Source organism: Auritidibacter sp. NML130574 (assembly GCF_003185725.2).
GTDB classification, from domain to species: domain Bacteria; phylum Actinomycetota; class Actinomycetes; order Actinomycetales; family Micrococcaceae; genus Auritidibacter; species Auritidibacter ignavus.
Genome location: NZ_CP031746.1, coordinates 1,042,356 through 1,066,789 on the forward strand (window position 1 = coordinate 1,042,356; position 24,434 = coordinate 1,066,789).

Here is a 24,434-nt window from a genome sequence, read left to right on the forward strand (position 1 = left end):
TGAGTCTACGAAGTTGAGGACCGGTTGTCAGGTGCATGAATCTAAAAGACAAACCTCCCGAGAAGACCCCGGGGAGAAGGAGAACAACCGTGACGAGTAACCCGCAGCAACAGCCCCTGGACCTGGTGGGCCGTCCTTCAGGGATGCTGGCCGAAACGAGCACCGGTGTCTCGATGACGGCGGTAATTTTCCACGGTTTTACGTCTGGCCCGGCCTCCATCGCTCCGTGGGCTTATGACTTGGCCGAACATGGCGTCAACGTGGTCGCTCCCTTACTTCCCGGACACGGGACGCAGTGGCAAGATCTTGCCCGCACCAGCGCCGACGAGATTCGTGCCGCAGCGGCAACCACCGTCTTAGCGGTTCTCGACCGCCAGGGCCAGCAACGCCATGCCGGACACACCACCCGGCTAGTGGTGGGCGGACTATCCATGGGAGGCCTCCTGGCTCTAGATGCGGCCGCGCATCTGCCTGAAATTGACCGAGTATTTCTGGTCAATCCCGCGCTTGAACTTCACAGATGGACCAGCATCGCCGCATGGTTCACGCCGTTGCTGGCCCCTCTGGTACCCAACATTGGATCCATCGCTGACGATATAGCCGATCCATACGCGCTGTCTTCTGACACCGAGACACCGCTGTCAGAACATGCCTATCCGCGGACCCCGCTGGCTGCGGTCGAGCAACTCGCCCGTTTGATGCGCACCATACGTGGCGAGCTCTCAAAGATTTCCACCCCGGTGACCGTCTACCGTTCTACCGAAGATCAGCTGGTCTCAGATCGGTCCCTGTCGACCTTGCGTCGGCACATGGCAACAGAGCTTTTGGAGATCGTTCCACTACCCCATTCTCGTCACGTGGCGACACTGGACGCCGATGCTACGCTGATACACCAACACAGTCGCGCAACGCTATTACACGAATTCAGTCTGACCAGAGCCGGGAGAGCAGATGCCTGATCGTTCACCTGATGAGCCACACAGCGAGGAGCAACGGTGGCGGGACATCGTCTTAGAGCTCGGTGGGAGCGACACGCAGGCCACAGCGCCGGCTCCCGTCGACAGGACAGCTCACCAACACGGCGAAACCTCCACCACAACAACGCCCCGCGGACCAAGGGATTACACTCTGGCCGAGGAACCCGATGACGATTTCGTCCCGGCGACACCCCGGCCGATTTTTTCTGGTTCTCCCCGTGCTGTGCTGTCCTGGGTCACCGTCATCGGTATCCCCCTGATCTTTTTCGTGCTCTGGGTACTACCCGGCGTGCAGCTATCGTGGTGGTTCACGACAGGACTGTGGTTCGCCTGGTTCGGGGCCGCGGTCAGTTTATTTTATCTGTTACCGCGAGATCGATATAGTCGCCGAGACAGTGATGATGACTATGGGAGTGGGGCCAGGGTTTAAGTTACCGGCTTGTTTTTGGCTCCCTGACTTGCAGTGTAGGCGGAATCCGCTCCGTGCTAAGAGGTTACCCGTCTTTCGTAAATCCTGGCCATACGGACTAATATTGTGAGTTGATACACATCTCTCTAGCCACATTTTGGACAGCGCCAGGAGGATTTTTATGAAAGAAATCGTCACCGAATCAGCCAGGACCGTTGATCGGACGGAAAATATCACCGATTTGCTCGAGCACCAAGTGGTAGCGGATCGCAACCGCGCTCTTTTTGCTCGGCAAACTTCTCCTGGCGAATGGACCGACATTTCCTCTGCGACCTTCCAGGCCGAGGTGAAAGAACTCGCTCGGGCTCTGGCCGGCATCGGCATTGCACCTGGTGACCGAGTGGGCATCATGTCCGCCACCCGCTACGAATGGACGCTGGCCGATTTCGCCATCTGGTACGCCGGAGCGGTGACTGTCCCGATTTACGAAACCTCATCGCCGTCGCAGGTGGCCTGGATTCTGGAAGACTCCGGTATTAAAGCTGTGCTGGCAGAAAACCCCACTCACCAGCAGGTCGTCGAGCGAGCAGTGCGCCAAGAAAATCTCGACCCTCTAGTGGGCATCTGGCTCTTCGACGAAAACCTCGACGAACTGCGTGCTCACAGCCAAGAAGGCCCCGACGCCGAGGAAATGGAACGGCGTCGCACTATTGCCACACTGGAAGACCTAGCGACGGTAATTTACACTTCGGGCACCACCGGCAAACCGAAGGGGTGTGAACTCACGCACGGCAACTTCTCCGAACTCTCCCAGCAAGTCCTGTCCACAGAACTGGGCGACGTGGTGCGTCCGGGACACTCCACGGTGCTATTTATCCCCCTAGCTCACGTCTTCGCCCGTTTTATCGCGGTAATCGCTGTAGCCGGGGGCGCCCGGGTGGGACACACCGCCAATATCAAACAGCTGGTCCCAGATTTGCAGAGTTTCAAACCAGACTTCCTGTTGGCCGTGCCCCGGGTATTTGAGAAGGTCTACAACGCTGCGAAAATGAAGGCCGATGACTCCGGCCGTGGCAAGATCTTCGAAGCCGGCGCCCAGACCGCGGTGGATTATTCGACCGCTCTACAAGATGGCAAGGTACCCCTCGGCCTCAAGCTCAAGCACGCTCTGTTCGATAAACTTCTCTACAACAAGATCAAAGACGCCATGGGCGGTCGAGTGACCCACGCGGTCTCCGGAGGTGGCCCGCTCGGTGCCCGATTGGGGCACTTCTTCCGGGGTGTGGGGGTCACCATTCTAGAAGGCTACGGACTCACCGAGACCACTGCTCCGATCACCGTCAGCATGCCCTCGGAACTGCGCATCGGTAGTGTGGGACGCCCCATCCCGGGTAACGCCATCAAGATTGCCGACGACGGTGAAGTACTGGCCAAGGGTGTCTCCGTGATGCGTGGCTACCGCAACCGTCCTGACCTGGCCGACAGCACCTTCACCGACGGCTGGTTTGCCACCGGTGATCTCGGCGAGCTAGATGAGGACGGGTACCTGTCCATCACCGGCCGGAAGAAAGAACTGATTGTCACCGCCGGTGGTAAGAACGTTTCGCCCTCACAGCTGGAAGACGTGTTACGTTCCGACGTGTTGGTCTCTCAGGCCATCGTGATTGGTGATCAGCGTCCCTTCGTGGCCGCCCTCGTTACCATCGATGAAGAAACCGCCCCGGACTGGTTGCGTCAGCAGAAGCTGGACCCGGAGATGTCAATCAAGGAGATGTCCCAGCATCCCGACATCATTGCCCACGTCCAGACACTGGTGGACAAGGCCAATGACACCGTGTCTCGGGCCGAATCAATCCGTGAGTTCCGCATTACCACCGAGGACTTCACCGTGGAGTCCGGACAGATGACCCCGTCGTTGAAGATCAAACGTGAGGTCGTCACCCGCGACTACGAGGACCTGATCGAAGAGATCTATGCCAAGCCCAAGCCGAAAACCTCCTAAGCTGGGGTCAGACCAGCCCGGAATCCGGGACCTCCAAACCCAGCAGTGCGTTTTCGACAACTTCCGCCAAAGCCGGGTGAATCCAATACTGGCCGCGTGCCATCGTGTGGGCGTCGATGCCGAGGCTCATTGCTTGAACCAACGGCTGAATCAGGTTTGAGGAGTCCTCACCGATCAGGTGGGCACCTAACAGGGTTCCGGTACTGCGTTGGGCAATGAGTTTTACGAAGCCGAAGGCATCTCCCATCGCCCAACCATAGGCAACATCGGCGTACTGCTGGACCTTGATCGTGAGATCATCGTCGCCGTATTGGGCGCGGGCCTGTGCCTCGGTGAGTCCAGCACTGGCTATTTGGGGCCGGGAGAACACTGCGGCCGGAACCGGGTCCAGCCGGGCGGGCTTAAGCTGGTCCGGGTGGTCCATATTGTGATTGACCACCCGCTGTTCGTGATTGGCCACGTGCTTGAGCTGGTGGTCATTGGTGATATCGCCCAGCGCCCAGACCCCGGGCAATACCTCACCGTTGGAGAGCACCCGTAAATACGGGTCGGTGGAAATGCGGTGGTGTTCGTTGGTATCAATGCCGGCGGCGGTCAGGTTCAGTCGGTCGGTATTCGGCACCCGGCCGGTGGCGATCAGCACCACATCGGTTTGCACACTGAGATCCGCGCTCTGGGACTGATCGGCAGAGTTCTCTTCGGTGTTGACTGCAGTAAAATCAGCAACCACCTGATCCCCGTCAGTTTGGCGGATACCGTTGAGTGTATACCCGGTGGTGAGCTGCCATTGTTCCTGGGCTCGTTGGGTAAAGGCCGCCGAGATCTCCTCATCCTGGTGACGTAAAAGCCGGGGACTGCGGTTGACCTGGTGCACGGTCGAACCGAGACCGGAAAAAATGGCGGCAAATTCGGCGGCGATATATCCCCCACCAATGATCAGGATGTGCTCAGGCAATTGTTCGAGACGCATCACCGTATCGGAGGTGTGGACCTGTGGCAGATCCACACCGGGCACGTCAGGAATCCGCGGACGCGACCCGGCGGCAATCACGATCTGTTCGGCTTCGATCACCCGACCCGATGCGCTGGTGAGCTGGCGTGGTCCGGTGAAATGGACTTCTTCAGCAATCAGAGTCGTGTGTTCGAGTTCTTCATCGCGGTAGGCACGCCCTGAGTCAGAGATCGCGTCAATGCGGGAGAATACTCTGTCTCGCAGTCCCGACCAGTCAGCCCCATTGAAACTGACATCGACGTTAACCTCCGCGGCAGGTTCTGGGGTGGAGGCCACGGTGGAAGGATAGACATACATTTTGGTGGGGATACACCCTTTATTCAGACAGGTCCCACCAAATACCCCGGAATCGATCATGGCGACCTTCTTGTCATCCCAGCTCTCGGTGATCACCGAGTTTCCAGAACCAGACCCGATAATCGCTAAATCGTAATGTTCAACGCTCATACCCCCATCCTAGTGGGTGCCTGTCAGGGTGAAGAGGCCGCTGAAACATCACCACCTTTCGGTGCGCTTCACATCGTTAAGCCTGAGCCGCACAGATGATCACGGCGCCCGCCGACCCGGGGATACCGGCCGACAGGCGCCGTTGGTATGGTTCGTCGGTGATTGGCCGGTGCTGGCCTAGTTCTCCGGGTCGATGACCAGGACCAGATCGCCACCGTCGACCGGGGTGGGCTCGGTGAGAACCACGCGCTTCACGGTGCCTGCCACCTGGGTGGTAATCGCAGCTTCCATCTTCATCGCCTCGATGGTGGCCACAGTGTCACCGGCGTCAACGGTGTCGCCTTCTTCGACCTGGACGGTCACCGCACCGGCGAACGGGGCAGCGATGTGTCCGGGTTGGTCGCGGTCTGCCTTTTCGGCCGATCGGACGGTGGACTCCACGGAATTGTCGCGGACCTCAAGCTGGCGGGCCTGGCCGTTGAGAGTAACCATCACGGTGCGCATACCCTTTTCGTCAGGCTCAGAGATCGACTGCAGGGTGGCCAGCAAACGCACACCGGTGCCCAACGAAATCACGTGTTCCATGCCCTTGGTCATACCGTAGAGGAAGTCGCGGGTATGCAATACAGAGGTGTCACCGTAACGACGAGTATGCTCCTCATACTCGCGGGTGGGCCCGGGAAACAGCAACCGGTTCAGCGTTTCTTGACGTTCCCGACCGGATCGCTTGAGCGCCGCGGAGTCCTCGGCCGAGACCGTCTCATCCTGTTGCGGGGAAGTCTCCCGACCCTGCAGGGCCTTAGCACGGAAGGGCTCAGGCCATCCTCCGGGAGGATCGCCCAACTGACCGGAGAGGAAGTCGATAACCGAGGAAGGAATGTCGTAGTTCTGCGGGTTTTCTTCGAAATCGGCCGGGTCGGCCTGTGCCGAAACCAGAGCCAGGGCCAGGTCGCCAACGACCTTCGAGGACGGGGTGACCTTCACTAAGTTGCCCAGGATCTTATTGGCGGCACCATACATATCCTCGATCTGTTCGAAACGATCGGCTAGACCTAGCGAAATGGCCTGCTGACGCAGGTTGGACAGTTGTCCGCCGGGGATCTCATGCTGGTACACACGACCGGTCGATGCCGGGATGCCGGATTCGAACGGCGCGTAGATACTACGCACGGTCTCCCAGTAGGGTTCCAGACTGGCAACGTCGTCCAAACCCAGACCGGTCTCGCGGTCGGTGAAATTGGTGGCGGCCACCAATGCCGACATCGACACCTGCGACGTGGTACCCGACATGGACGCGACCGCCACATCCACGGCATCCACTCCAGCTTCGGAGGCAGCCAACAGGGTAGCCAGCTGACCACCGGCAGTGTCGTGGGTGTGCAGGTGTACCGGTACATCGAACCGGCTACGTAGCTCGGTGACCAACCGGCGGGCGGCCTCCGGACGCAACAATCCGGCCATGTCTTTAATACCGAGCACGTGTGCACCGGCGTCCACCATGCGTTCGGCCAGATTGAGGTAGTAGTCCAGCGTGTACAGCTTCTCATCTGGGTCCAGCAGGTTACCCGTATAGCACAGGGCCGCTTCTGCGACCGCACTGGTGCGCTCCCGGACCGCGGTGATGGCGGGGATGATCTGTTCGACGTCATTCAGCGCATCGAAGATCCGAAAAATATCGATCCCGGTTTCAGCAGCCTCAGCCACGAAGGCTTCGGTCACTTCTTGCGGGTACGGCGTGTACCCTACGGTATTGCGTCCACGCAACAGCATCTGTAGCGGGATATTCGGCATGGCTTCACGCAAACGAGCCAATCGGTCCCAGGGGTCCTCAGCCAAGAAGCGCAGCGCCACGTCGTAGGTGGCCCCGCCCCAGATTTCAGCCGAGAACAGTTGCGACAGACGGTGCGAGACCGCAGGGGCTGCGGCCAGCAGGTCGCGAGTACGGATACGGGTGGCCAAAAGCGACTGATGGGCATCACGGAACGTGGTGTCGGTCACGGCTAGCCCCTGGTGCTCACGCAGGGCTGTGGCAAAACCTTCGGGGCCCTTGTGTAGCAAGACCTTCCGCCAGCCAGCAGGTGGTTCGACCTTATGGGAGACACCGTCAAAGGGAGAACGCTCCGGCTCCTCACGCTTATCCCCGGGGAAGCTGGGCAACTTATCGCGAGGGTCAATGCCTTCGACACGAGGGCCATGTGGCTGATTGACGGTAACATCGGCCAAATACTGTAAGGCCCGGGAACCACGGTTCTTGGAACGATTAATCTGGGTCAGCTCGGGGTGCTGGTCAATGAAGTCCGTGGCAACATCACCGGCGATGAACTGAGGGTCATCCAGCACGTTAAGCAAGAACGGGATATTGGTGGCCACCCCACGAATTCGGAATTCAGCCAAGGCCCGGCGTACACGGCGACGGGCGGCGGCGAAATCGCGACCGCGACCGGTGAGCTTGACCAGCATGGAGTCAAAGTGCGGGGAAATCTCGGCACCGGTGTAGATGGTGCCACCGTCGAGGCGAATACCTGAACCCCCCGCAGAACGGTAAGCCGACACGGTTCCCGTGTCCGGGCGAAAGTCATTGGCCGGGTCTTCGGTGGTGATACGGCATTGGATGGCCGCACCGCGCAAACGCAGGTTCTCCTGGGTGATGCCGAGATCCTCCAGGGACTCACCGGTGGCGATGCGTAACTGCGAGGACACCAGATCGATATCGGTGACCTCTTCGGTCACGGTGTGCTCGACTTGAATGCGGGGGTTCATCTCAATGAAGAAGTGCTCGCCGGCACGCTCACCGGCGGTATCAACCAGGAATTCCACGGTACCGGCGTTGACGTAGTTCATGGACTTTGCGAATTTCACCGCGTCCCGGTAGAGCGCCTGCCGGATGGAGTCATCCAGGTTCGGGGCCGGCGCCATCTCCACTACTTTCTGGTGGCGACGTTGCATGGAGCAGTCACGTTCAAAAATATGGACCACATTGCCCTGGGAATCGGCCAGCACCTGGACCTCGATGTGACGAGGACGCACCACGGCCTGCTCAAGGAACACGGTGGGATCTCCGAAAGCAGTGTCGGCCTCCCGCATCGCCGCCGACAGCGCATCAGGAAGATCTTTGGCATGCTCGACACGGCGCATCCCCCGACCGCCACCGCCAGCAACTGCCTTGACGAACAGCGGGTAGCCAATGTCGTCAGCCTGAGCAATCAAGGCCTCGGCGTCATCGGTCGGATCAGTCGACTGCAACGTCGGGATACCAGCCTGACGGGCAGCCCGGAGTGAGGCCACCTTATTACCGGTGACTTCCAGAACATCGGCCGGCGGACCCACAAAGGTCAAACCAGCTTCGGCAGTCTTGCGTGCCAGTTCCGGGTTCTCGGAGAGGAAACCATATCCGGGATAGATCGCTTCGGCGTCAGCTTGCTGGGCCACGCGAATGATCTCGTCCACATCCAGATAGGCGCGAACCGGGTGTCCCTCTTCACCAATGAGGTAGGCTTCATCGGCTTTCTGCCGGTGAATGGAGTTGCGGTCTTCATACGGGAAAACCCCGACCGTCTTTGCCCCCAGCTCATAGCAGGCACGAAAGGCACGCACCGCGATTTCTCCGCGGTTAGCCACCAGTACTTTCGAAAAACCGGTCGGCTGATCGGACTGTGCCGGTCGGTTCGGCTGGACTGAGTCTTTACTCGCCACGAGACCTCCAAGGTTGCGCCGTTTCCACGCCCGGGTCGCACCACGGCTCACCCAAGCTAGCGTGGTTGATTCGTCACCGGCTCAAACCCGGCAGGGCACGAGACGGTGGGTTCTCCCATAGTTTAGCGACTCGCCTGATCAATCTCTCGTATGAGGCGTTCATGACCAGCGATAACAGCTGGTGGCGTATCTTTTTGTCCATGGCCCGCTGTGAAAACTGTTCATCATCATGGTGGTAAGCACGCTAGACTATGGTGTTGTTTCGTAACGTCTACGTGAGGATCCCTAACGGTGCAGGTCATTTCCATCTCGAGCCTCAAGGGTGGAGTCGGTAAAACCTCGGTCACCCTCGGGCTGGCGTCAGCAGCTCGAACCGCCGGCATGTCGACGCTGGTGATCGACCTCGACCCACACGCCGATGCCACCACCGGGTTGGGAATGAAGCAGGGCTTGAACACCCAGGATATCGGGACGTTATTGCGTAAGCCGAAGAAAGCCGATCTGAACACCAATGCCGAACCGGCCGGTTGGACTGAGTCTGAGGCCGAACCTTCCTCGCCCATCAACGGTAGCCGGTTGGATGTGGTCCGTGGGTCGTCCACGACCTCCATATTCGAGCGTATCTCGACTCGTTCTCGCGATGTGAACCGTCTGGCTGTGGCCCTCGATCGGGTGCGCGGTTATGATCTAGTGCTGATCGACTGCCCGCCGGCATTGAACGGAGTGACCAGGATTGCCTGGGCTGCTTCCACCGATGTGGTCCTGGTCGCTGAACCGTCGCTGTTTTCCGTAGCGGGTACTGAACGTACCTTGCGAGCTTTGGATCAGTTCCGCCGCGAGTTTGCCCCCTCTATTAAGAGTATTCGTGTGCTGGCAAATCGTGTGCGCACTGCCTCAACCGAGCACAAGTACCGGCTTACCGAAATGGAGCGGATGTACGGTGACCGCTTATTGCCACTGAGCATTCCCGAAATCTCCAACTGGCAACAGATCCAGGGCGCAGCATGGCCGATTCATCTCTGGCCGGGTGAGACCGCAGCGAGAACGGCCCGACAGTTCGACCAGCTCCTGCAGGAAATAACCCAGCAACAGGAGTCCTCCCGTCGCTCTCGACGAGCCCAGTAATCCGCGGTGTCGAGAGTGCTGACAACCTCGCCCGTCGTCATTTCCTGCGGGTAGCGCCCGGACCGCGGAAACAACAGTCCACCTAAATCAAGCGGGCTGTTTGCATATCGTGTGTGTCTTTCGGCTTCTCAGCACCCCGGGCTGGAAAGCCACGCAACGAGTGGCTTTAAGAGGCCGACTGACGGCGGGCTTCCCGGCGTGCCGACAGCTCGTCGCCAGGGAACGACTGCACGCCACGAGGATGCTGGGCGTCTTCGACCAAATATTCTGCTGGCAACTCGGCCAACGTGCCTTCGACCTCGCGCCATACCCGTCCGACAGCAATACCATAGACACCCTGTCCGCCCTGCACCAGGTCGATCACTTCATCTGCGGAGGTGCACTCGTACACCGAGGCACCATCAGACATCAGGGTAATTTGAGCGAGGTCTTCGACACCGCGCTCACGCAGGTGCTCAACAGCGCTACGAATCTGTTGCAGAGAAACGCCGGTATCCAACAGACGCTTAACCACCTTGAGGACCAAGATGTCACGGAAAGAATAGAGGCGCTGTGACCCTGAGCCCTTAGCACCGCGCAGGCTCGGCACGACCAACCCGGTGCGAGCCCAATAGTCCAGCTGGCGATAGGTGATGCCCGCAGCGTTAGAGGCAGTGGGGCCCCGATAACCGATCTCTTCAGCAAGCCAGGGCGCGTCATCACTGAAAAGTACGCCTTGAGCCTGGCGCTCGGCGTCTGTCTGTCCCGCGTCATGGATACCTGACACGATTCCTCCTGTTTCCGCGCTCCATTGTGGGGAAGTTTCTGAGTCGCGTAGACGGGCTGAAACTACCCTTGAGACTATGGTAGCCCTCGACCCGACAGAACTCATGAGGTGAGTGATCTGGAACGTCTAAGATAACGCTATGCGGTGAGCTGTCCCGGGTCAAAGACCCTGCCCATTTTTCTCCAGCGTGTCGCTCGAGTTTACATTTGTCACAACAGTATCAGTAGCGCGGGAGACTCGCAGTCGGCACTTCCCTGGGACCAGTGGTGGCATTATTCGTCAGTGGCCTCGGCGATTTCTGCACCGATCACCGCCGCATGTAGTTCAAGACAGGCCTGAGAGATATCGCGGGCAATTTCTTCACGCTGCGATGCCGCCGTAGTCTGGGCGGAGTTTTTCAGCCCGGCGGTGGCTTGTTCGATGAGCCCCAATTCTCGATCAGCCATCATCCGGAACGGGCGGAGGTGGCGGGCCTCAAACCCATGAGTGGACAAAACCATAGCCGCCCGCACTACTTTCAGAGCGTGCTCCGTGTAGCGACCGGAGTCAGTGGGCCAGATCAGTTTATTGGCTTCAAGTCCGGCGATCAGTTGTTCATCGGCACCAGTGGTTCCGATAAGCTCCGAACGGGTTAGGGGGCGGGCATGACCGGCAATTTCTTGGGCGAGCTGTTCGGAGACGCTACGAGGTTCAAACCGTAGCCCCCCGGGCAAAGATTCAGGGTGTTGTCCAGCATCCACAGCGTCCAGATAATCTTTGATCACCCGCAGGGGAAGGTACTGGTCACGTTGGACCGAGAGAATGAACCGCAACCGCTCGATATCGGTATGGGAGTATTTGCGATATCCTGCCGGTGTCCGTCGTGGGGTGATGAGTCCCTTTTCTTCCAAGAACCGAATTTTTGAGGCCCGCACCTCGGGGAACTCATCATTGATTTCAGCCAGAACCTCGCCGATGGTCAGCAGTCCTGCCACTCCACGCGAGGAACCGGAGGGATAGGAATTCAGAGCAGAAACGGGATTCACAACACGACCTTCAGAACGTCAGTCACGGGTACAACAGATCACCACTCGGTTCCCGCACAGCGAGCCGATCGCTCTAGCACATCACGGGAGTCACCCTCGAGCTACGCTAGCCGAGGTGGCGCTACTGAACCGGTTGAATACCTTCGTAGTAGGTCAACCGGAATTTGCCGATTTGAACTTCCATACCGGACCGAAGCTTGACTGAATCAACGCGGTCTTGGTTGACATAGGTGCCGTTAAGCGATCCGGTGTCGTAAAGGACGAAACCGTCTTCGACGCGCTGGAACTTCGCGTGCTGGCGGGAGACAGTGACGTCATCGAGGAAGATGTCAGCCTTGGGGTGCCGTCCGGCGACGACTTCATCACGGTCGAGCAGGAATCTGGACCCTTGGTGTGGACCTTCGTGGGCGACCAAAAGAGCCGAGCCGACGGGCAGAGCATTAATTGCTGCCCGATCTTCTGCGTTCAGAGAGCGTTCACTGATTGGCTCAAATCGAGGCAAACCGACCGTGGTCGTCTCGATTGATTCGTCCTGGGGCTCTCCTCCAGGGACCGCACCCTCATGTGCCATACCGCTCGCATGTCCTTCCTCAACGTGACGCACACGATGTGATCGCGTGTGACCTCTGAAGTCCCTATTCTATCGGTTTCACAGCCGTGATGCACTGAGAAATTTTGACGATATTTTGTCAACGAGAACCGGTTACACCGCCGGCAACAGCACATCAGAAAAGCCCAGCTCAGACATCGTGCCTGAGCTGGGCTTGTTGCTGATCTATTCGGTCGGGCTGACAGGATTTGAACCTGCGACCCCATCACCCCCAGTGATGTGCGCTACCAAGCTGCGCCACAGCCCGAATCGTGTGGTCTCCGAAGAGCACCTGGAATATACTACACCAGGTTAACCCGGAATGACGAAACGGGAGGTCGACGCGGAGATGACCGGCACGGACGTGGTGCGAACACCGTAGACTGGAGACCATGCAACACTCCCCGGTTTCCACCGCAGAACTTGATCGTGCGCTGTCCTTGATTCGTTCGGTACCGGACTATCCAGAACCGGGGGTGACATTCCGCGATATTACTCCACTCTTGGCCGACCGGCGGGCCTTCACCTCTTGCATGGCAGCCTTGATCGAACCATATGCTGGTGAGTTCGATGTCGTCGCCGGAATCGAGGCTCGGGGGTTTATCTTGGCTGGTGCCTTAGCGGTCGAGGCCAACCGTGGCTTCATCCCGTTGCGCAAAAAGGGCAAGCTCCCCCAGCCGGTTGCCTCAGTGAACTACAACTTGGAATACGGCACGGAAACCATGGAGGTTTCGGCCGACCTGGCCCCGGGGATGAAGGTGTTGCTCGTTGACGATATTTTAGCTACCGGCGGGTCGTTGCGGGCCGGAATGGATCTGATCCAGGCCCGCGGTGCCGAACTGGTCGGTATCACGGTGTTGCTAGAACTGGCAGGTCTCGGCGGTCGCGAGATTATCCCCGATGCCAAGGCCCTGTTTAGGCTCTAATCCTGGCCACTGTGTGGCGTGTGTGTTAACGCTTGCGCTTTTCGCGGATCCGCATGGTGATCTCAATCGGCGTCCCGGTAAAGTCAAACGTCTCCCGAAGCCGACGCTGAATGAACCGACGGTACCCGGGGTCCAAGAACCCGGTGGTGAACAACACAAATTTTGGAGGCCGGGCTGAGGCCTGGGTGGCAAACAGGATGCGAGGCTGTTTGCCCCCACGCACCGGGTGCGGATGGGCCGCGACCAGTTCCCCAATAAAGGAGTTGAGCTGACCGGTGGGGATGCGCTGATCCCAGGACGTCAGCGCAGTATCAAGGGCCGGCACCAGCCGGTTGTTGTGCCAGCCGGTTTTGGCGGAAATATTGATGCGTGGCGCCCAGGACACGTGGCTGAGGTCCAGATCGATTTCGCGTTCCAGATCATCCCGGCGCTCCTCATCCATCAGGTCCCATTTATTGAAGGCCAACACCATGGCTCGCCCGGACTCCAACACCATCTGGATAATCCGCACGTCTTGTTCGGAGACCACTTCGGGGGCTTCCATCAGCACCACGGCTACCTCAGCGCGGTCCAGGGCAGATTTGGTGCGCAGTGAGGCGTAGTAGTCGGACCCAGAAGCCATGTGTTGCCGTCGCCGGATGCCGGCGGTGTCAACGAATTTCCAGGTGCGACCATCCAGGGTGATCAGCTCATCGACCGGGTCGCGGGTTGTTCCCGCGGTATTGTCGACGACCACACGTTCAGCATTGGCCAGCGTGTTCAGCAACGAGGATTTACCCACGTTGGGTCGCCCCACCAGCGCCACTCGGCGCGGCCCGGTGAGATCTGGAGCCTGACCGTAGGCGGATTCTTCCGGCAGGGTGGCCACCACCGCATCGAGCAGGTCACCGGTGCCTCGACCATGGATGCCCGAGACCGGGAACGGGTAGCCGAAGCCCAGGCCCCACAGCATCGCCGCGTCAGCTTCCTGGTTCATCCCATCGACCTTATTGGCCGCCAGGATCACCGGCTTGCCGGATTTACGCAACATGGTGACCACTGCTTCGTCGGTGGCGGTGATCCCCACGGTGGCATCGACGACGAACATCACCGCATCGGCGCGTTCCACCGCGCGTTCGGCTTGTTCAGCAACGCGAGCGGCCATACCTTTGACCCCGTACTCCCAGCCACCAGTGTCAACCAGGGTAAAGTCCACGCCGTTCCATTCGGCCTGATACTGCACCCGGTCGCGGGTGACACCGGGAACATCTTCCACGACGGCTTCCCGACGGCCGATGATGCGGTTGACCAGGGTGGATTTACCCACGTTGGGGCGACCGACCACGGCCAACACGGGAGGAACATGGTTCGGTTGGAATCGGAGCGGATCCTCATCCTCGCCAGCTGCTAACAGGGCGGTGTCCTCGTCATCGAGGTCATACTGTTCCAGTCCAGCCCGATACGCAGCTTCACGGTTGCGGTAGTCCTCATCGGTCAGCGCCGCAAAGGACTCGTCGACGGTGTCGGGACCCGAGGGGGTGAACTCAGTGTCGTCGTGGTCGTCACGCTCGGTCATGATCGGTATGTCCTCTCCGCCAATTGAGTCTGCACTGCCTGCAGTGCACTGGCAATCGTCTCGTCCAGATCCAGCTCGGTGGAATCCACCAGGGCCACCCCGTCGGCCGGTGTCATGAAATCCACCACCGAGAGGTCTCGTTGGTCCCGCTCGGTAATTTCGGCGCTTAATGCTTGGGTTGATTCTTGCTGTTGTTGCAGTCCCCGTCGGGCCATCCGAGAGGTCTCGGAGGCGGTCAACAACAGTCGCGCATCAGCCTGCGGGGCGACCACGGTGGTGATATCTCGACCTTCAGCCACAATGCGCGGGCTACCAGCGATGAGCTGACGTTGCCGGGCAATCAGAATCTCGCGTACCTGGGGAATGGTGGACACCGCCGAGACCATCGACGAGACGTTTGGGTCCCGGATGGCCTCGGTGACATCGGAGCCATCCAGCAGGATGAGTTGGGCATCAGGGTCGAGGTCCTGGTGCACCGGGATGGTTTGGACCAGCTCGATGATTCGTTCGGTCCGCTCCGGGCTGGGCGCAGTAGCCAGGTCCACTCCCTGGTGGTGGCACCACAGCGCGGCGGTGCGATACATCGCCCCGGTGTCCAGGTAGCGAGCCTGGAAATGTCGTGCGAGAGCTTTCGCCACGGTGGATTTGCCCGACCCTGACGGCCCGTCGATGGCAATAACCAACGGCGCCTGAGCGGTGTGGTCAGCACGGGGTGAAGTCATCAGCTAGAGCACCTTCCATCCTCGAGAGGTCAACTCCTGCACCAGGAGATCCTTTTGGCCCGGCAACACCGAAATCTCTAACATTCCGACCTGGTACCCAGCGGAGTGGTCCATGCGCAAATCCTCGACGTTGGTACCGACCTCGGCGACATCCTGCAAGGCCGCGAGGATCTGGCCGGGCGAGTCGTCCACCAGCACGGTGATAACCGCAAAGGATTGCGCAGGGTTGCCGTGTTTACCCGGAATTCTGGCCTGTCCACGGTTGCCTTCATCGATCAGCTGGGCCACGTCCAGGCGCGCCCCGAGAGCGGTGGGGTCCTCCAGGGTGGAAATCAGGCGGTCGAGATCAGCTTTCATCCCGTAGAGGTGTGGCAGGATTTCGGTGGAGTTAGCTGCCAGAATCTGGACCCACAGCCTGGGGTCACTCCCAGCAATTCTGACCGTATCGCGCAACCCGTTGCCAGCCAGTTCCAGCGCCTGAGACGGAATATTCTGCAACCGGCTGGCCAGCAGACTCGCGGTGATCTGGGGCATGTGTGAGACCAGGGCCACCGCACGGTCGTGATCAACCGGGTCGAGGCGGTAGACGGTCGCACCTAGCACCCGAGCGAGATCTTCGGCAACGGCCAGGGCGGTAGCAGCGGTGTCTGGCCGGGCGCATACCACCCAGGGGGCAGCAGTGAATAGTTGGCCACGGGCAGCGACCGGACCAGATTTTTCGCGTCCGGCCATCGGGTGGGTACCAATATACCGGGTGGCGTCCTGACCCGCGATCACACCGGTCTGGACTGCTTGATGCACCTGATCGGCGATGGCGACTTTCACCGAGGCGATGTCAAGGACCACCGCATGCGGGTAGTGCTGGAGTGAGTCAACCACTGTCTGGCCGGTGACGTCCGGGGGTGCTGCGATCACCACGGTACCCGGCTGAGCTTGCGCGGGGTCACAGACCGCTCCCGCGCCAATATCGGCGGCCACTGCCAGGGCGGAGGGCGATGGGTCGGACAAGAGCACCTCGACTCCGGCGGCGCGCAGGCCCAGACCGATGCTGGTCCCGAGCAGTCCGGTGCCACGAATCAACACGGGTTCGGCAATGGCATGCCGCTGGGAGACTTCTTCGGTTGCCTCGGCCAGCGCTTGGGTATCGACCCGCTGAGTGCGGGAAAAACGTGGCTGGCTCACAGTCCCACCTCGGCCATCAGGTGCCCGATTTCTTGCTGGTTAAGCACCCGGAGGGTGCCTTGACGCTGGTCACCAAGCACAATGGGGCCGTGCGCGACCCGGACCAAGCGTTCCACGGGATAGCCGACGGCTTTCATCATCCGGCGCACAATTCGGTTTTGTCCCGAGTGCAAGGTGATTTCACACAGCACATGTCCGGGAGTCGAATCCACCACCCGGAAGGAGTCCACCGAGACTATGCCGTCCTCTTCGACCTCAACGCCGGCGCGCAGTTGGGCGCCCACCCCTTTAGCCAACGGCCCGCGAACCTGTACCAGGTAGGTTTTGGCAATCTCGTAGGAGGGATGCGACATCCGGTTGGCCAGTTCTCCATCGTTGGTCAGTAGCAACAGGCCTTCGGTCTCATTATCTAGCCGGCCAATGTGGAACAGGCGCTGATCGGTGGTTTCGACGTAGTCAGCCACACAGCGTCGACCCTCGGGATCGTGCATGGTAGAAATCACGCCACGGGGTTTATTGAACGCATAATAGACGGTTTCGGGGTTGGTGTGGACGCGGATTCCGTCGACGACGATCTCGGCGGTTGTCGGATCCACGCGGGTGCCCAGCTCGGTGACGAGCACGCCGTTGACTTCCACCCGGCCTTCGGTGATCAGGTCCTCACAGACGCGGCGGGAGGCTACACCGGCCGCGGCCATGACTTTCTGCAGGCGTTGTCCATCCGGGGTGTGCTGAGCGCGCGCTGAACCGCGTCGGGCGGAAGCCGACGCGGAGCGCTGGGACTTTTGGACGGATTTCACCGGGCCAAGGGTGCGGTCGTAGTCTGCTCCGGAGAAGGGCCCGCCTTTCTGCCCTGCTTTCGGGGTACGACGGGACGAGGAATGTCCGGAGCCTCGCGGCTTGCGGGTTGCCATACAGAGTTATCCTTCGGTGTCGTTGGGAATGTCCAGATCGGTAAGATCAGCCAACCCAGGAAGTAAGGGAGAAAGTTTCGGCAGGTCTGCGACAGAATCGAGACCTAGTAATTCTAAGAAATATCCGGTGGTTGTGTACAACACAGCCTGGGTGAGCGGGTCTTGACCCGAATCTTGGATCAAGCCTCGGGTTTGCAGGCTCCGAATCACCGAGTCGGAGTTCACGCCCCGAATTTGGGCAACTCGTGAACGCGTAGTCGGTTGCAAATAGGCTATCACTGCCAGGGCCTCGGAGGCAGCAGGTGACAGTTTAGCGGTGGCACCTCTGACCATGAATCGTTCCACAGTCTGCTCATACTCACCACGAGAGTAGATCCGCCAGCCTCCAGCGACATCGCGCAGTTCGAACCCCCGCCGGGGTCCGGTAGCTTCACCGTCGTAGTCGGCGCGTAACCGTTCGAGGGCCTGGAGTACCTCCGTTGGGGTGGCTTCGGTGGCTTGGACCAGCTGATCGATAGTCACCGGCTCTTCGATGACCATCAGCACCGCTTCGAGGCTGGCCCGTAGCTCGGCCAGAGACTCAGTCATGCTCCCCCTCCGTGACAGACGGCTCGGGGCGGAGCCGGGCATCACGTTCGGGGTGCCATTGCACCTGGATGTCATCTAGCGGATGGTCTTGTTCCAAGAAGATCAGCCGGTCCCGGTAGAGCTCCAAGAGACCCAGGAACCGTGCCACCACGGTCATGGTGTTGTCGGCATCGGCGACCAGCTCGGTAAAACTCATCCGTCCAGCCTGGGCTAACCGGGAGGAGAGGATACTGACTTGTTCCCAGACGGAGACCACCGGTGAGTGCAAGTGATCGGTACCGACCTGGTCAGGGCCATCCTCGACGGGAGTTCGGGAAAAGACTTGCTGCGCCAGTTGCGCGAATTCTTCGACGGTGGTGTTGAGCACCAGTGGTGGGAGAAAGTGGCTGTGGGCCGGTTCAGGACCGGGCCGTCGTGGCACCGCGCTGGCATTTTCGGCCATGCGCTGGGTCATCAGCGCAGCAGTCTGTTTGAAGGCTTTGTACTGCAACAGACGGGCAAACAACAGATCTCGTTCTTCCAGTAGCGCCAGTTCTTCGTCTGGATCCGAGATCCCAGCCGGCAATAGCCGGGCGGTTTTGAGATCTAACAGGGTCGCTGCCACCACCATGAACGAGCTGGTTTCATCCAGTGCATCAACCGTGGACTCAATGGTGCGCACATAGGCCAGGAACTCGTCGGTGACCTCCGCCAGGGCGACTTCGGTCACCTCCAGGCGTTTGCGGGCGATCAGTGACAACAACAGATCAAAGGGTCCCTCAAAATTTTTCAGGCGAAGCTGAAAACCGCCATGGTCGGTCTCCTCGAAGTCTTCGGGGTGCGCTGTAGTGGTGAGGGCATCGCCGGAGAGTTCGGCGAGGCTCACGGTGCACCACCACGACAGATCAGCTCCCGGGCCAGTTGCCGATAGGCCTGAGCACCCGGGTGGTTGTGGGCGAAAGTGGTGATCGGTTCTGCTGCCACCGTGGCGTCGGCAAATTTAATCGTCCGGGAGATGACGGTTTCGAAAACCTTATCGTCAAAGGCTTCAACGAGTCGACCGACTACTTCTTTGGAGTGCAGAGTACGCGCATCGAACATGGTGGCCAACACACCGTCGATTTCGAGGTCGGGGTTGATGCGGTCTTGAACCTTCTCAATCGTTTCTACCAGCAGAGCCACCGCGCGCAGTGCGAAGAATTCTGCGGTCAACGGGATGATGACACCGTGGGAGGCGGCCAGCGCGTTGACGGTCAGCAATCCGAGCGAGGGCTGACAGTCAATGATGATCACATCGTAGTCATCGCGTACCTGGCGCAGTGCCCGTTCGAGCACTTGTTCACGAGCCACCTCGTTGACCAGTTGCACTTCAGCAGCCGACAAGTCAATATTGGCCGGCAAGAGGTCAATATTCTCGTGTCGGGTGGGGATGATGGCATCGCGAGCAGTGATGTCTCGCTCCATCATCACGTTGTACACGGTCAGATCCATCTCGTGGGGATTGGTCCCGAAGCCTGCCGAAAGCGCACCTTGCGGGTCAAAGTCGACCATCAGCACCTTTCGCCCGTATTCAGCCAACGCTGCTCCAAGGTTGATCGACGAGGTAGTTTTGCCGACCCCACCTTTTTGGTTGACCATCGCAATGATACGTGCCGGACCGTGGGTTTCGAGTGCCGGGGGGTTGGGGAAGTCGTGTTTAGGGCGGCCGGTGGGCCCCATCACCGGTTCTCCGGTGACCATCATGACGGGTAACGGTTGCTGTTGGTCGTTCACGGTCTAGACAGCTCCTGCAAAACTTCTGGTGTATGATCTCCCCGGGGTTAGTGACCCTCGAAAATTCTTCTAACACTACCCTAATGGGAAAGTCGCAGTTTAGCCGTTGTTCACTCTCTTTCTCGGCGAGCCTTGAGGTTAAAGTGCAACCTGAAGGTATACACTTTAGGACCTCATCGCCCGCGGGTGCGCGGTCGCATATACCTCGCGCAAACTCTCAGCGGTGACCAACGTATATACCTGTGTGGTGGTCACGGAAGCGTGTCCCAACAGTTCCTGGACCACCCGCACATCAGCTCCCCCAGATAATAAGTGGGTCGCAAACGAGTGTCGCAACGTGTGTGGCGACACCTCGTCGGTGAGCTGGACCCGTTGGGCGGCTTTTTTCAAAATGGTCCACCCAGATTGGCGAGAGAGCCGGGAACCGCGCAGATTGACAAACAGTGCCGCTGTGCCCCTCCCCCGGGAGACGATGCCCGGGCGTCCCCGACGCAACCAAGCGTCTAATGCCCGGTAGGCGTAGGATCCCAGCGGCACGATGCGTTCTTTGGATCCTTTGCCGAACAGTCGCACCACCGGTTGGGAGGTGCCATCCAGAGCCTGGACAATATCGTCAACATCCAGGGCCACCGCTTCAGAAATCCGGGCTCCGGTCGCGTAGAGAAATTCCAGCAGCGCCCGGTCCCGTAGCCCAGCCGGGGTATCCGGTGAGGGTGCTTCCAACAGACGGGCAACCTCGTCGATGCTCAGAGCTTTCGGCAGGCTCTGTTCCAGGCTGGGTGGCGAAACCTCGCGAGCCGGATCGTGGTCCACCAACCCTTCGACCGCCCAGAATTCGTGTGCCCCGCGCACGGCGGCGAGCATCCGCGCTGCCGAACGGGCCACCACTGCGGTCTCGCCATCGGCCCCGGTGCGGATGGTTTGTAAGAACCCGGTGACGTGATGGGTGGTGACCTGGCTGATGTCGTTCAGCCCCTGGGAGACCAGATAGTTCACGTAGCGAGTCAAGTCATGTTCGTATGCTTTCAGAGTGTTCTCCGATAGGCCCCGTTCAATACTCACCGCATCGAGGTACCGCTGGGCTGGGGTGCTTAAACCTGCCGGGTACTCGCGCGGATCAAGCACCGCTACGACCCAACCACTTATCATCCAGCTCGCGCACCGGCCAGGATGGCTGGGTTGAACCCACGGTGTAACTCATCACCGCCATGATGGTGTTGGCATTGTGAATCTCGCCGGCCAGTACTGCCTGAATGACCCGGTCACGGTCCACCCAGTGCAGTTGCATCCCCACCTCTTCGGCGTGTAGCTCCGCCCGGTTCTCTTCGGGAATCTGGGCCACTTCGCGCGCCAGAAAGATTCGGGTCCCTTCGGTCGAGGCCCCGGAGGTGGAGAAATGATCCACCAGAATCTGCCAGTCTTTGGCTTCCAGGCCAGCCTCTTCGGCCAGTTCCCGTTGGGCTGCGGCTACCAGCGATTCGCCGCAGACGTCCAAGAGCCCGGCCGGGATTTCCCAGCAGAACGTGGACACCGGGTGACGGTATTGGCGCACCATCGCCACCTGATCCCGGTCGTTGAGTGCCAGGACCGCCACTGCCCCGGGATGGGCCATATATTCTCGGGTCAGTTCCTGGCGTTTGCCGCCGGCGTCCAGCTCGAAAGTATCGCGTCGGATATCCCAGACCACCCCGTGGAAAGCAGTTTCCCGGTGCCTCACCGGCGCCCGGTAGCTCTGATCCACACAGTCCTGGGTCTGGTTGGCGCGCTGATCTTCGTCACGGTTCTTCACGATTTCTCGAATCCTCTCTAGCACCGGGGTCTGACGGAGCGCCCGGGGTTCACTGAGTGAGTTAGTCGCAAAGTTGCGACTGGTCTAGTAGCTCGCGGGCGTGTTCCTGCGCCGAGGAGGAGTCAGCATGCCCGGCAAGCATGCGGGCCAGTTCTTCAACTCGTTCCCGACGGGTCAGTTCCTGTACATCCGAGGTCGTCACCCCGGCCGCGGTATCGGGATTCTTCGTGACTTTCAGGTGGTGATCTGCCCAAGCTGCCACCTGTGGCAGGTGAGTCACCACAATGACTTGAACCCGACGAGCCAGGGCGGCCAGACGTTGTCCAATCTGTACGGCGGCCTCTCCCCCGACCCCGGCATCAATCTCGTCAAAAACGAAGGTCGGGACCGGGTCGGTATCGGCCAGTACCAGCTCGAGTGCCAGCATGACGCGGGAGAGCTCGCCTCCGGAAGCACCTTTGCCCAGTGGCACCGGGTCGGAGCCGGGGTGGGGCCGTAGCAGAATGGCTACATCATCTGCTCCAGAGGGCCCGAAGGTCTCTAACGGGCTGACCCGGACCGTCAGTTCGGCGGTGGGCATCAACAACCCGTGCAGTTCGTCCGTAACTTTCTCCGATAGCATCTCACCGGCACCCAGGCGCAGGGAGCGGAGCTGTTCTGCTCCCTGCGTGACGGCCTGGTGGAGCTGTTGTTCTTCGGTCTCAAGCTCTTCAATGCGACCGGTATCGCCCTGTAGCTCATCGAGTCGGGACCGGTGGTCCTGGGCCCAGGCCAGCACGTCTGTCAACTCGGGACCGTAGAGACGTTTCAGCCGATCCAGTTCAGCTCGACGCTCTTGGGCCTGGTCCAACGCGTGCGGGCCTTCATCATCGAGCCCGGCCAGATAGCTGGCCAATTCGGTAGAAATATCGGCAAGCTGGATCCCCACTTCGCTCAGCCGTTGTGCGAGTTGCTGAAGCACCGGATCATCTCCCGGTGAACTCGCCAAGGACTGTCGAGCAGCCTCCACTAACACTTCTGCGCTGGGCGCATTCAGATCGGTGTCGTCTTCACCGGCCAGCCCGCCACGGGCGGTAGTTGCTGCGGACCTGAGGTCTTCAATATTTTCCAGTCGCGCAATGGTGGAAGCCAACTCTTGGTCTTCTGCCTCGGTGATCTCGGCCTCGTCGATCTCCTCCAGCGAGCGTTGCAGGTTCTCGGCCTCTAGTGCCCTGTCTTGGGCTTGGGCGCGTAGCGCCTGGAGTTCTTCTCGAACTGCGTTCCAGCGAGAGAAATTCTTCCGATAAGTCTCCAGCGTGTCTTTCAGCTCGGCTCCAGCAAAGGAATCCAGAGCTTGGCGTTGAGCGGTCGCAGAACGCAAGCGCAATTGTTCGGACTGCCCATGAATGGCGATGCAATGTTCGCCCACGGCTACCAACAAGCTCACCGGCACACTCCGGCCACCGGCGGTGGCCCGGGAGCGAGTGGATCCGGAGGATTCGGTCACTGTCCGGGAGACCAGCACCTGGACGTTGTCCTCCAACGGGTCTACAGAGCCACCAGCTTCTTCAACCAGCCCGGCCACGGGGTGATTCTCGGGCAGAATGAATTCAGCTTCCACCGCGGCCTTGCGGTCTCCGCGACGAATCAGCGACGCATCAGCCCGGCCTCCGAGCAACAGGTTCAACGCGGTGACAATCATCGTTTTCCCGGCCCCGGTTTCACCGGTCAGGGCAGTGAAACCCGGCCCGAGGTCGAGACCCCCGGATTCGATCACGCCCAGCGACGAAATGCCTAGGTGCTCTATCACGGTACTGGCCTCCCCTTTAGTCCTCGGACCGGTTTGACGTCCGGTCTGCTCGTAATTGCGCCCTGGTCACCAGCGGATTCTTCTCATCAGCTTTCGTCACCACCGGCAACTCGGTGGTGCGCGGCTCGGTGACTTCGACTTTGGGTGCCAAGTGGTGTGGCTCCACGACTTCAACCCCGGATGAGCCGGTGGAGGCTGCGGACTGACGACGCGCCAGGGATCGGGCGGCTATTTCTGCCCGATCGGCTTCTGAGATCGACCCACGCCATCCCTTGGTGGGAAGCTTGAACTTGCGGACCAGTCGTTCGGAGAAGGGCGTGTGCGACAGCCGTGCCAGGCGCACTGGCTGATCCGAGCGGGTGACTTCCACCCGAGCTGCCTGGGGTAGATCCACGGTTCGACGGCCATCGCACCACAGCACCCCGGCCTCATTGGTGCGTTGCAACACGTCCACGGACATGACCGAGCGCGGCGAAACGACCAGGGGCCGGGCAAAGAGCGCGTGGGCAGACAGTGGCACCATCAGCATCGTTTCGACTTCGGGCCAGACGACCGGTCCTCCGGCTGAGAAAGCATAGGCAGTCGAACCGGTCGGGGTAGCCATCACGACCCCGTCACATCCGAAGGTGGAGATCGGGCGATCATCGACCCCGATGACGACCTCGAGAGTGCGTTCGCGGTTGGATTTTTCGACCGAGGCTTCATTCAATGCCCACGTTCGGGCCACCAGCTGATCGTCAACTAAAACTCTGACATCGATGGTCATGCGCTCTTCAACGTCGTAAGCCTCTTCAGCCACCGCAGCCACGGTGGAGGGAATATCGGTGCGTTCAGATTCGGCCAAGAAGCCGATGTGGCCGAGGTTGACCGCCAGCAACGGCAGTTCGGTACCGCGCACCAGCTCAGCAGCGCGCAACACCGAACCGTCTCCGCCCAGCACCACGCACAGATCAATATCACCAAGCTGACCGGCATCTTCGAGAACGTCGGCCACCATGGTGCGACGGGGCACGGCCCCGGTGATAATGGCCTGATTGATCGCTTCGGCATCATCACGCATCATGACCGGTTGTAGCCCGTACGTTAACAGTTCGTCAGCAACATCGAGTCCGGATTGAATGGCATCTTCACGACCGGTGTGGGTCAGGATCAGAATCCTGCGTGGCGCCATT

Annotated in this window: 21 protein-coding genes and 1 tRNA gene; 5 read left to right on the plus strand and 17 right to left on the minus strand. The window is 60.0% G+C overall.

Features of this window, described 5'->3' with window-relative positions:
* Nucleotides 1-89 precede the first annotated feature (89 nt).
* The 3 genes from DCC27_RS04720 (at nt 90) to DCC27_RS04730 (ending at nt 3,388) form a co-directional block, all read left to right on the plus strand.
* The gene (locus DCC27_RS04720; protein WP_158524702.1) at nt 90-959 is read left to right on the plus strand and encodes a carboxylesterase; all 870 of its coding nucleotides are present in this window, start codon (nt 90-92) and stop codon (nt 957-959) included.
* Nucleotides 952-1,407 (plus strand): hypothetical protein, encoded by a 456-nt coding sequence (locus DCC27_RS04725; RefSeq protein ID WP_110100436.1) that lies wholly within the window; start codon nt 952-954, stop codon nt 1,405-1,407. The genes DCC27_RS04720 and DCC27_RS04725 overlap by 8 nt, the downstream gene beginning before the upstream one ends.
* A gap of 160 nt (nt 1,408-1,567) precedes the next feature.
* Nucleotides 1,568-3,388, plus strand: a complete 1,821-nt coding sequence (locus tag DCC27_RS04730) for a long-chain fatty acid--CoA ligase (RefSeq protein ID WP_110099311.1) — start codon at nt 1,568-1,570, stop codon at nt 3,386-3,388.
* Between the two features lie 7 nt (nt 3,389-3,395).
* On the opposite strand, the gene DCC27_RS04735 is transcribed toward DCC27_RS04730, so the two are convergent.
* Together DCC27_RS04735 and DCC27_RS04740 are read right to left on the minus strand one after the other, a co-directional pair.
* The gene (locus tag DCC27_RS04735) at nt 3,396-4,847 is read right to left on the minus strand and encodes a mycothione reductase (RefSeq protein WP_110100435.1); all 1,452 of its coding nucleotides are present in this window, start codon (nt 4,845-4,847) and stop codon (nt 3,396-3,398) included.
* Nucleotides 4,848-5,024: 177 nt separating this feature from the next.
* Nucleotides 5,025-8,540 carry a pyruvate carboxylase gene (locus tag DCC27_RS04740; protein ID WP_110110335.1) on the minus strand — a complete coding sequence of 1,172 codons (3,516 nt, stop codon included), beginning with the start codon at nt 8,538-8,540 and terminating at the stop codon, nt 5,025-5,027.
* A 291-nt stretch (nt 8,541-8,831) separates the two neighbouring features.
* Between DCC27_RS04740 and DCC27_RS04745 the strand changes: the two genes are divergently transcribed.
* Nucleotides 8,832-9,665: a ParA family protein gene (locus DCC27_RS04745; protein WP_110100433.1), complete on the plus strand. Its 834-nt coding sequence runs from the start codon at nt 8,832-8,834 to the stop codon at nt 9,663-9,665.
* 166 nt (nt 9,666-9,831) lie between these two features.
* Here the strand turns inward: DCC27_RS04745 and DCC27_RS04750 are convergent, their stop codons facing one another.
* From DCC27_RS04750 to DCC27_RS04765, 4 genes are all read right to left on the minus strand, one after another.
* Nucleotides 9,832-10,431: a MerR family transcriptional regulator gene (locus tag DCC27_RS04750; protein WP_233242807.1), complete on the minus strand. Its 600-nt coding sequence runs from the start codon at nt 10,429-10,431 to the stop codon at nt 9,832-9,834.
* Between the two features lie 272 nt (nt 10,432-10,703).
* A complete protein-coding gene (locus tag DCC27_RS04755; RefSeq protein WP_233487848.1) occupies nt 10,704-11,456 on the minus strand; it encodes a MerR family transcriptional regulator in 753 nt (250 codons plus the stop codon).
* A 121-nt stretch (nt 11,457-11,577) separates the two neighbouring features.
* Nucleotides 11,578-12,027: an FHA domain-containing protein gene (locus tag DCC27_RS04760; protein WP_110100432.1), complete on the minus strand. Its 450-nt coding sequence runs from the start codon at nt 12,025-12,027 to the stop codon at nt 11,578-11,580.
* Between the two features lie 212 nt (nt 12,028-12,239).
* A tRNA-Pro gene (locus tag DCC27_RS04765) sits at nt 12,240-12,313 on the minus strand.
* A gap of 124 nt (nt 12,314-12,437) precedes the next feature.
* On the opposite strand from DCC27_RS04765, the gene DCC27_RS04770 reads away from it, so the two are divergent.
* Entirely contained in the window at nt 12,438-12,971 is a 534-nt protein-coding gene (locus DCC27_RS04770; RefSeq protein WP_110100431.1) for an adenine phosphoribosyltransferase, read from the plus strand.
* A gap of 25 nt (nt 12,972-12,996) precedes the next feature.
* On the opposite strand, the gene der is transcribed toward DCC27_RS04770, so the two are convergent.
* From der to DCC27_RS04825, 11 genes are all read right to left on the minus strand, one after another.
* Nucleotides 12,997-14,526: a ribosome biogenesis GTPase Der gene (gene der / locus DCC27_RS04775; protein WP_110099304.1), complete on the minus strand. Its 1,530-nt coding sequence runs from the start codon at nt 14,524-14,526 to the stop codon at nt 12,997-12,999.
* Entirely contained in the window at nt 14,523-15,248 is a 726-nt protein-coding gene (gene cmk / locus DCC27_RS04780; RefSeq protein WP_110099303.1) for a (d)CMP kinase, read from the minus strand. Before cmk ends, der begins: the two co-directional genes overlap by 4 nt.
* Before the next feature lie 3 nt (nt 15,249-15,251).
* Nucleotides 15,252-16,382 carry a prephenate dehydrogenase gene (locus DCC27_RS04785; RefSeq protein ID WP_110100588.1) on the minus strand — a complete coding sequence of 377 codons (1,131 nt, stop codon included), beginning with the start codon at nt 16,380-16,382 and terminating at the stop codon, nt 15,252-15,254.
* A gap of 44 nt (nt 16,383-16,426) precedes the next feature.
* A complete protein-coding gene (locus tag DCC27_RS04790; protein WP_110099302.1) occupies nt 16,427-17,344 on the minus strand; it encodes a pseudouridine synthase in 918 nt (305 codons plus the stop codon).
* 6 nt (nt 17,345-17,350) lie between these two features.
* Nucleotides 17,351-17,932 (minus strand): SMC-Scp complex subunit ScpB, encoded by a 582-nt coding sequence (scpB, locus tag DCC27_RS04795; RefSeq protein WP_233487846.1) that lies wholly within the window; start codon nt 17,930-17,932, stop codon nt 17,351-17,353.
* Nucleotides 17,925-18,797: a ScpA family protein gene (locus DCC27_RS04800; RefSeq protein WP_168186073.1), complete on the minus strand. Its 873-nt coding sequence runs from the start codon at nt 18,795-18,797 to the stop codon at nt 17,925-17,927. The genes scpB and DCC27_RS04800 overlap by 8 nt, the downstream gene beginning before the upstream one ends.
* On the minus strand, nt 18,794-19,654 hold the full coding sequence (locus DCC27_RS04805; protein ID WP_110099358.1) for a ParA family protein: 861 nt from the start codon (nt 19,652-19,654) through the stop codon (nt 18,794-18,796). The genes DCC27_RS04800 and DCC27_RS04805 overlap by 4 nt, the downstream gene beginning before the upstream one ends.
* A gap of 195 nt (nt 19,655-19,849) precedes the next feature.
* Nucleotides 19,850-20,833, minus strand: a complete 984-nt coding sequence (gene xerD / locus DCC27_RS04810; RefSeq protein ID WP_110100429.1) for a site-specific tyrosine recombinase XerD — start codon at nt 20,831-20,833, stop codon at nt 19,850-19,852.
* A complete protein-coding gene (locus DCC27_RS04815; protein ID WP_110100428.1) occupies nt 20,802-21,473 on the minus strand; it encodes an NUDIX hydrolase in 672 nt (223 codons plus the stop codon). Before DCC27_RS04815 ends, xerD begins: the two co-directional genes overlap by 32 nt.
* A 61-nt stretch (nt 21,474-21,534) precedes the next feature.
* Nucleotides 21,535-23,262, minus strand: coding sequence for a DNA repair protein RecN (recN, locus tag DCC27_RS04820; RefSeq protein WP_110100427.1), 1,728 nt, complete (start codon nt 23,260-23,262; stop codon nt 21,535-21,537).
* Nucleotides 23,263-23,278: 16 nt separating this feature from the next.
* Nucleotides 23,279-24,433 (minus strand): NAD kinase, encoded by a 1,155-nt coding sequence (locus DCC27_RS04825; protein WP_110099297.1) that lies wholly within the window; start codon nt 24,431-24,433, stop codon nt 23,279-23,281.
* Nucleotide 24,434 lies beyond the last annotated feature (1 nt).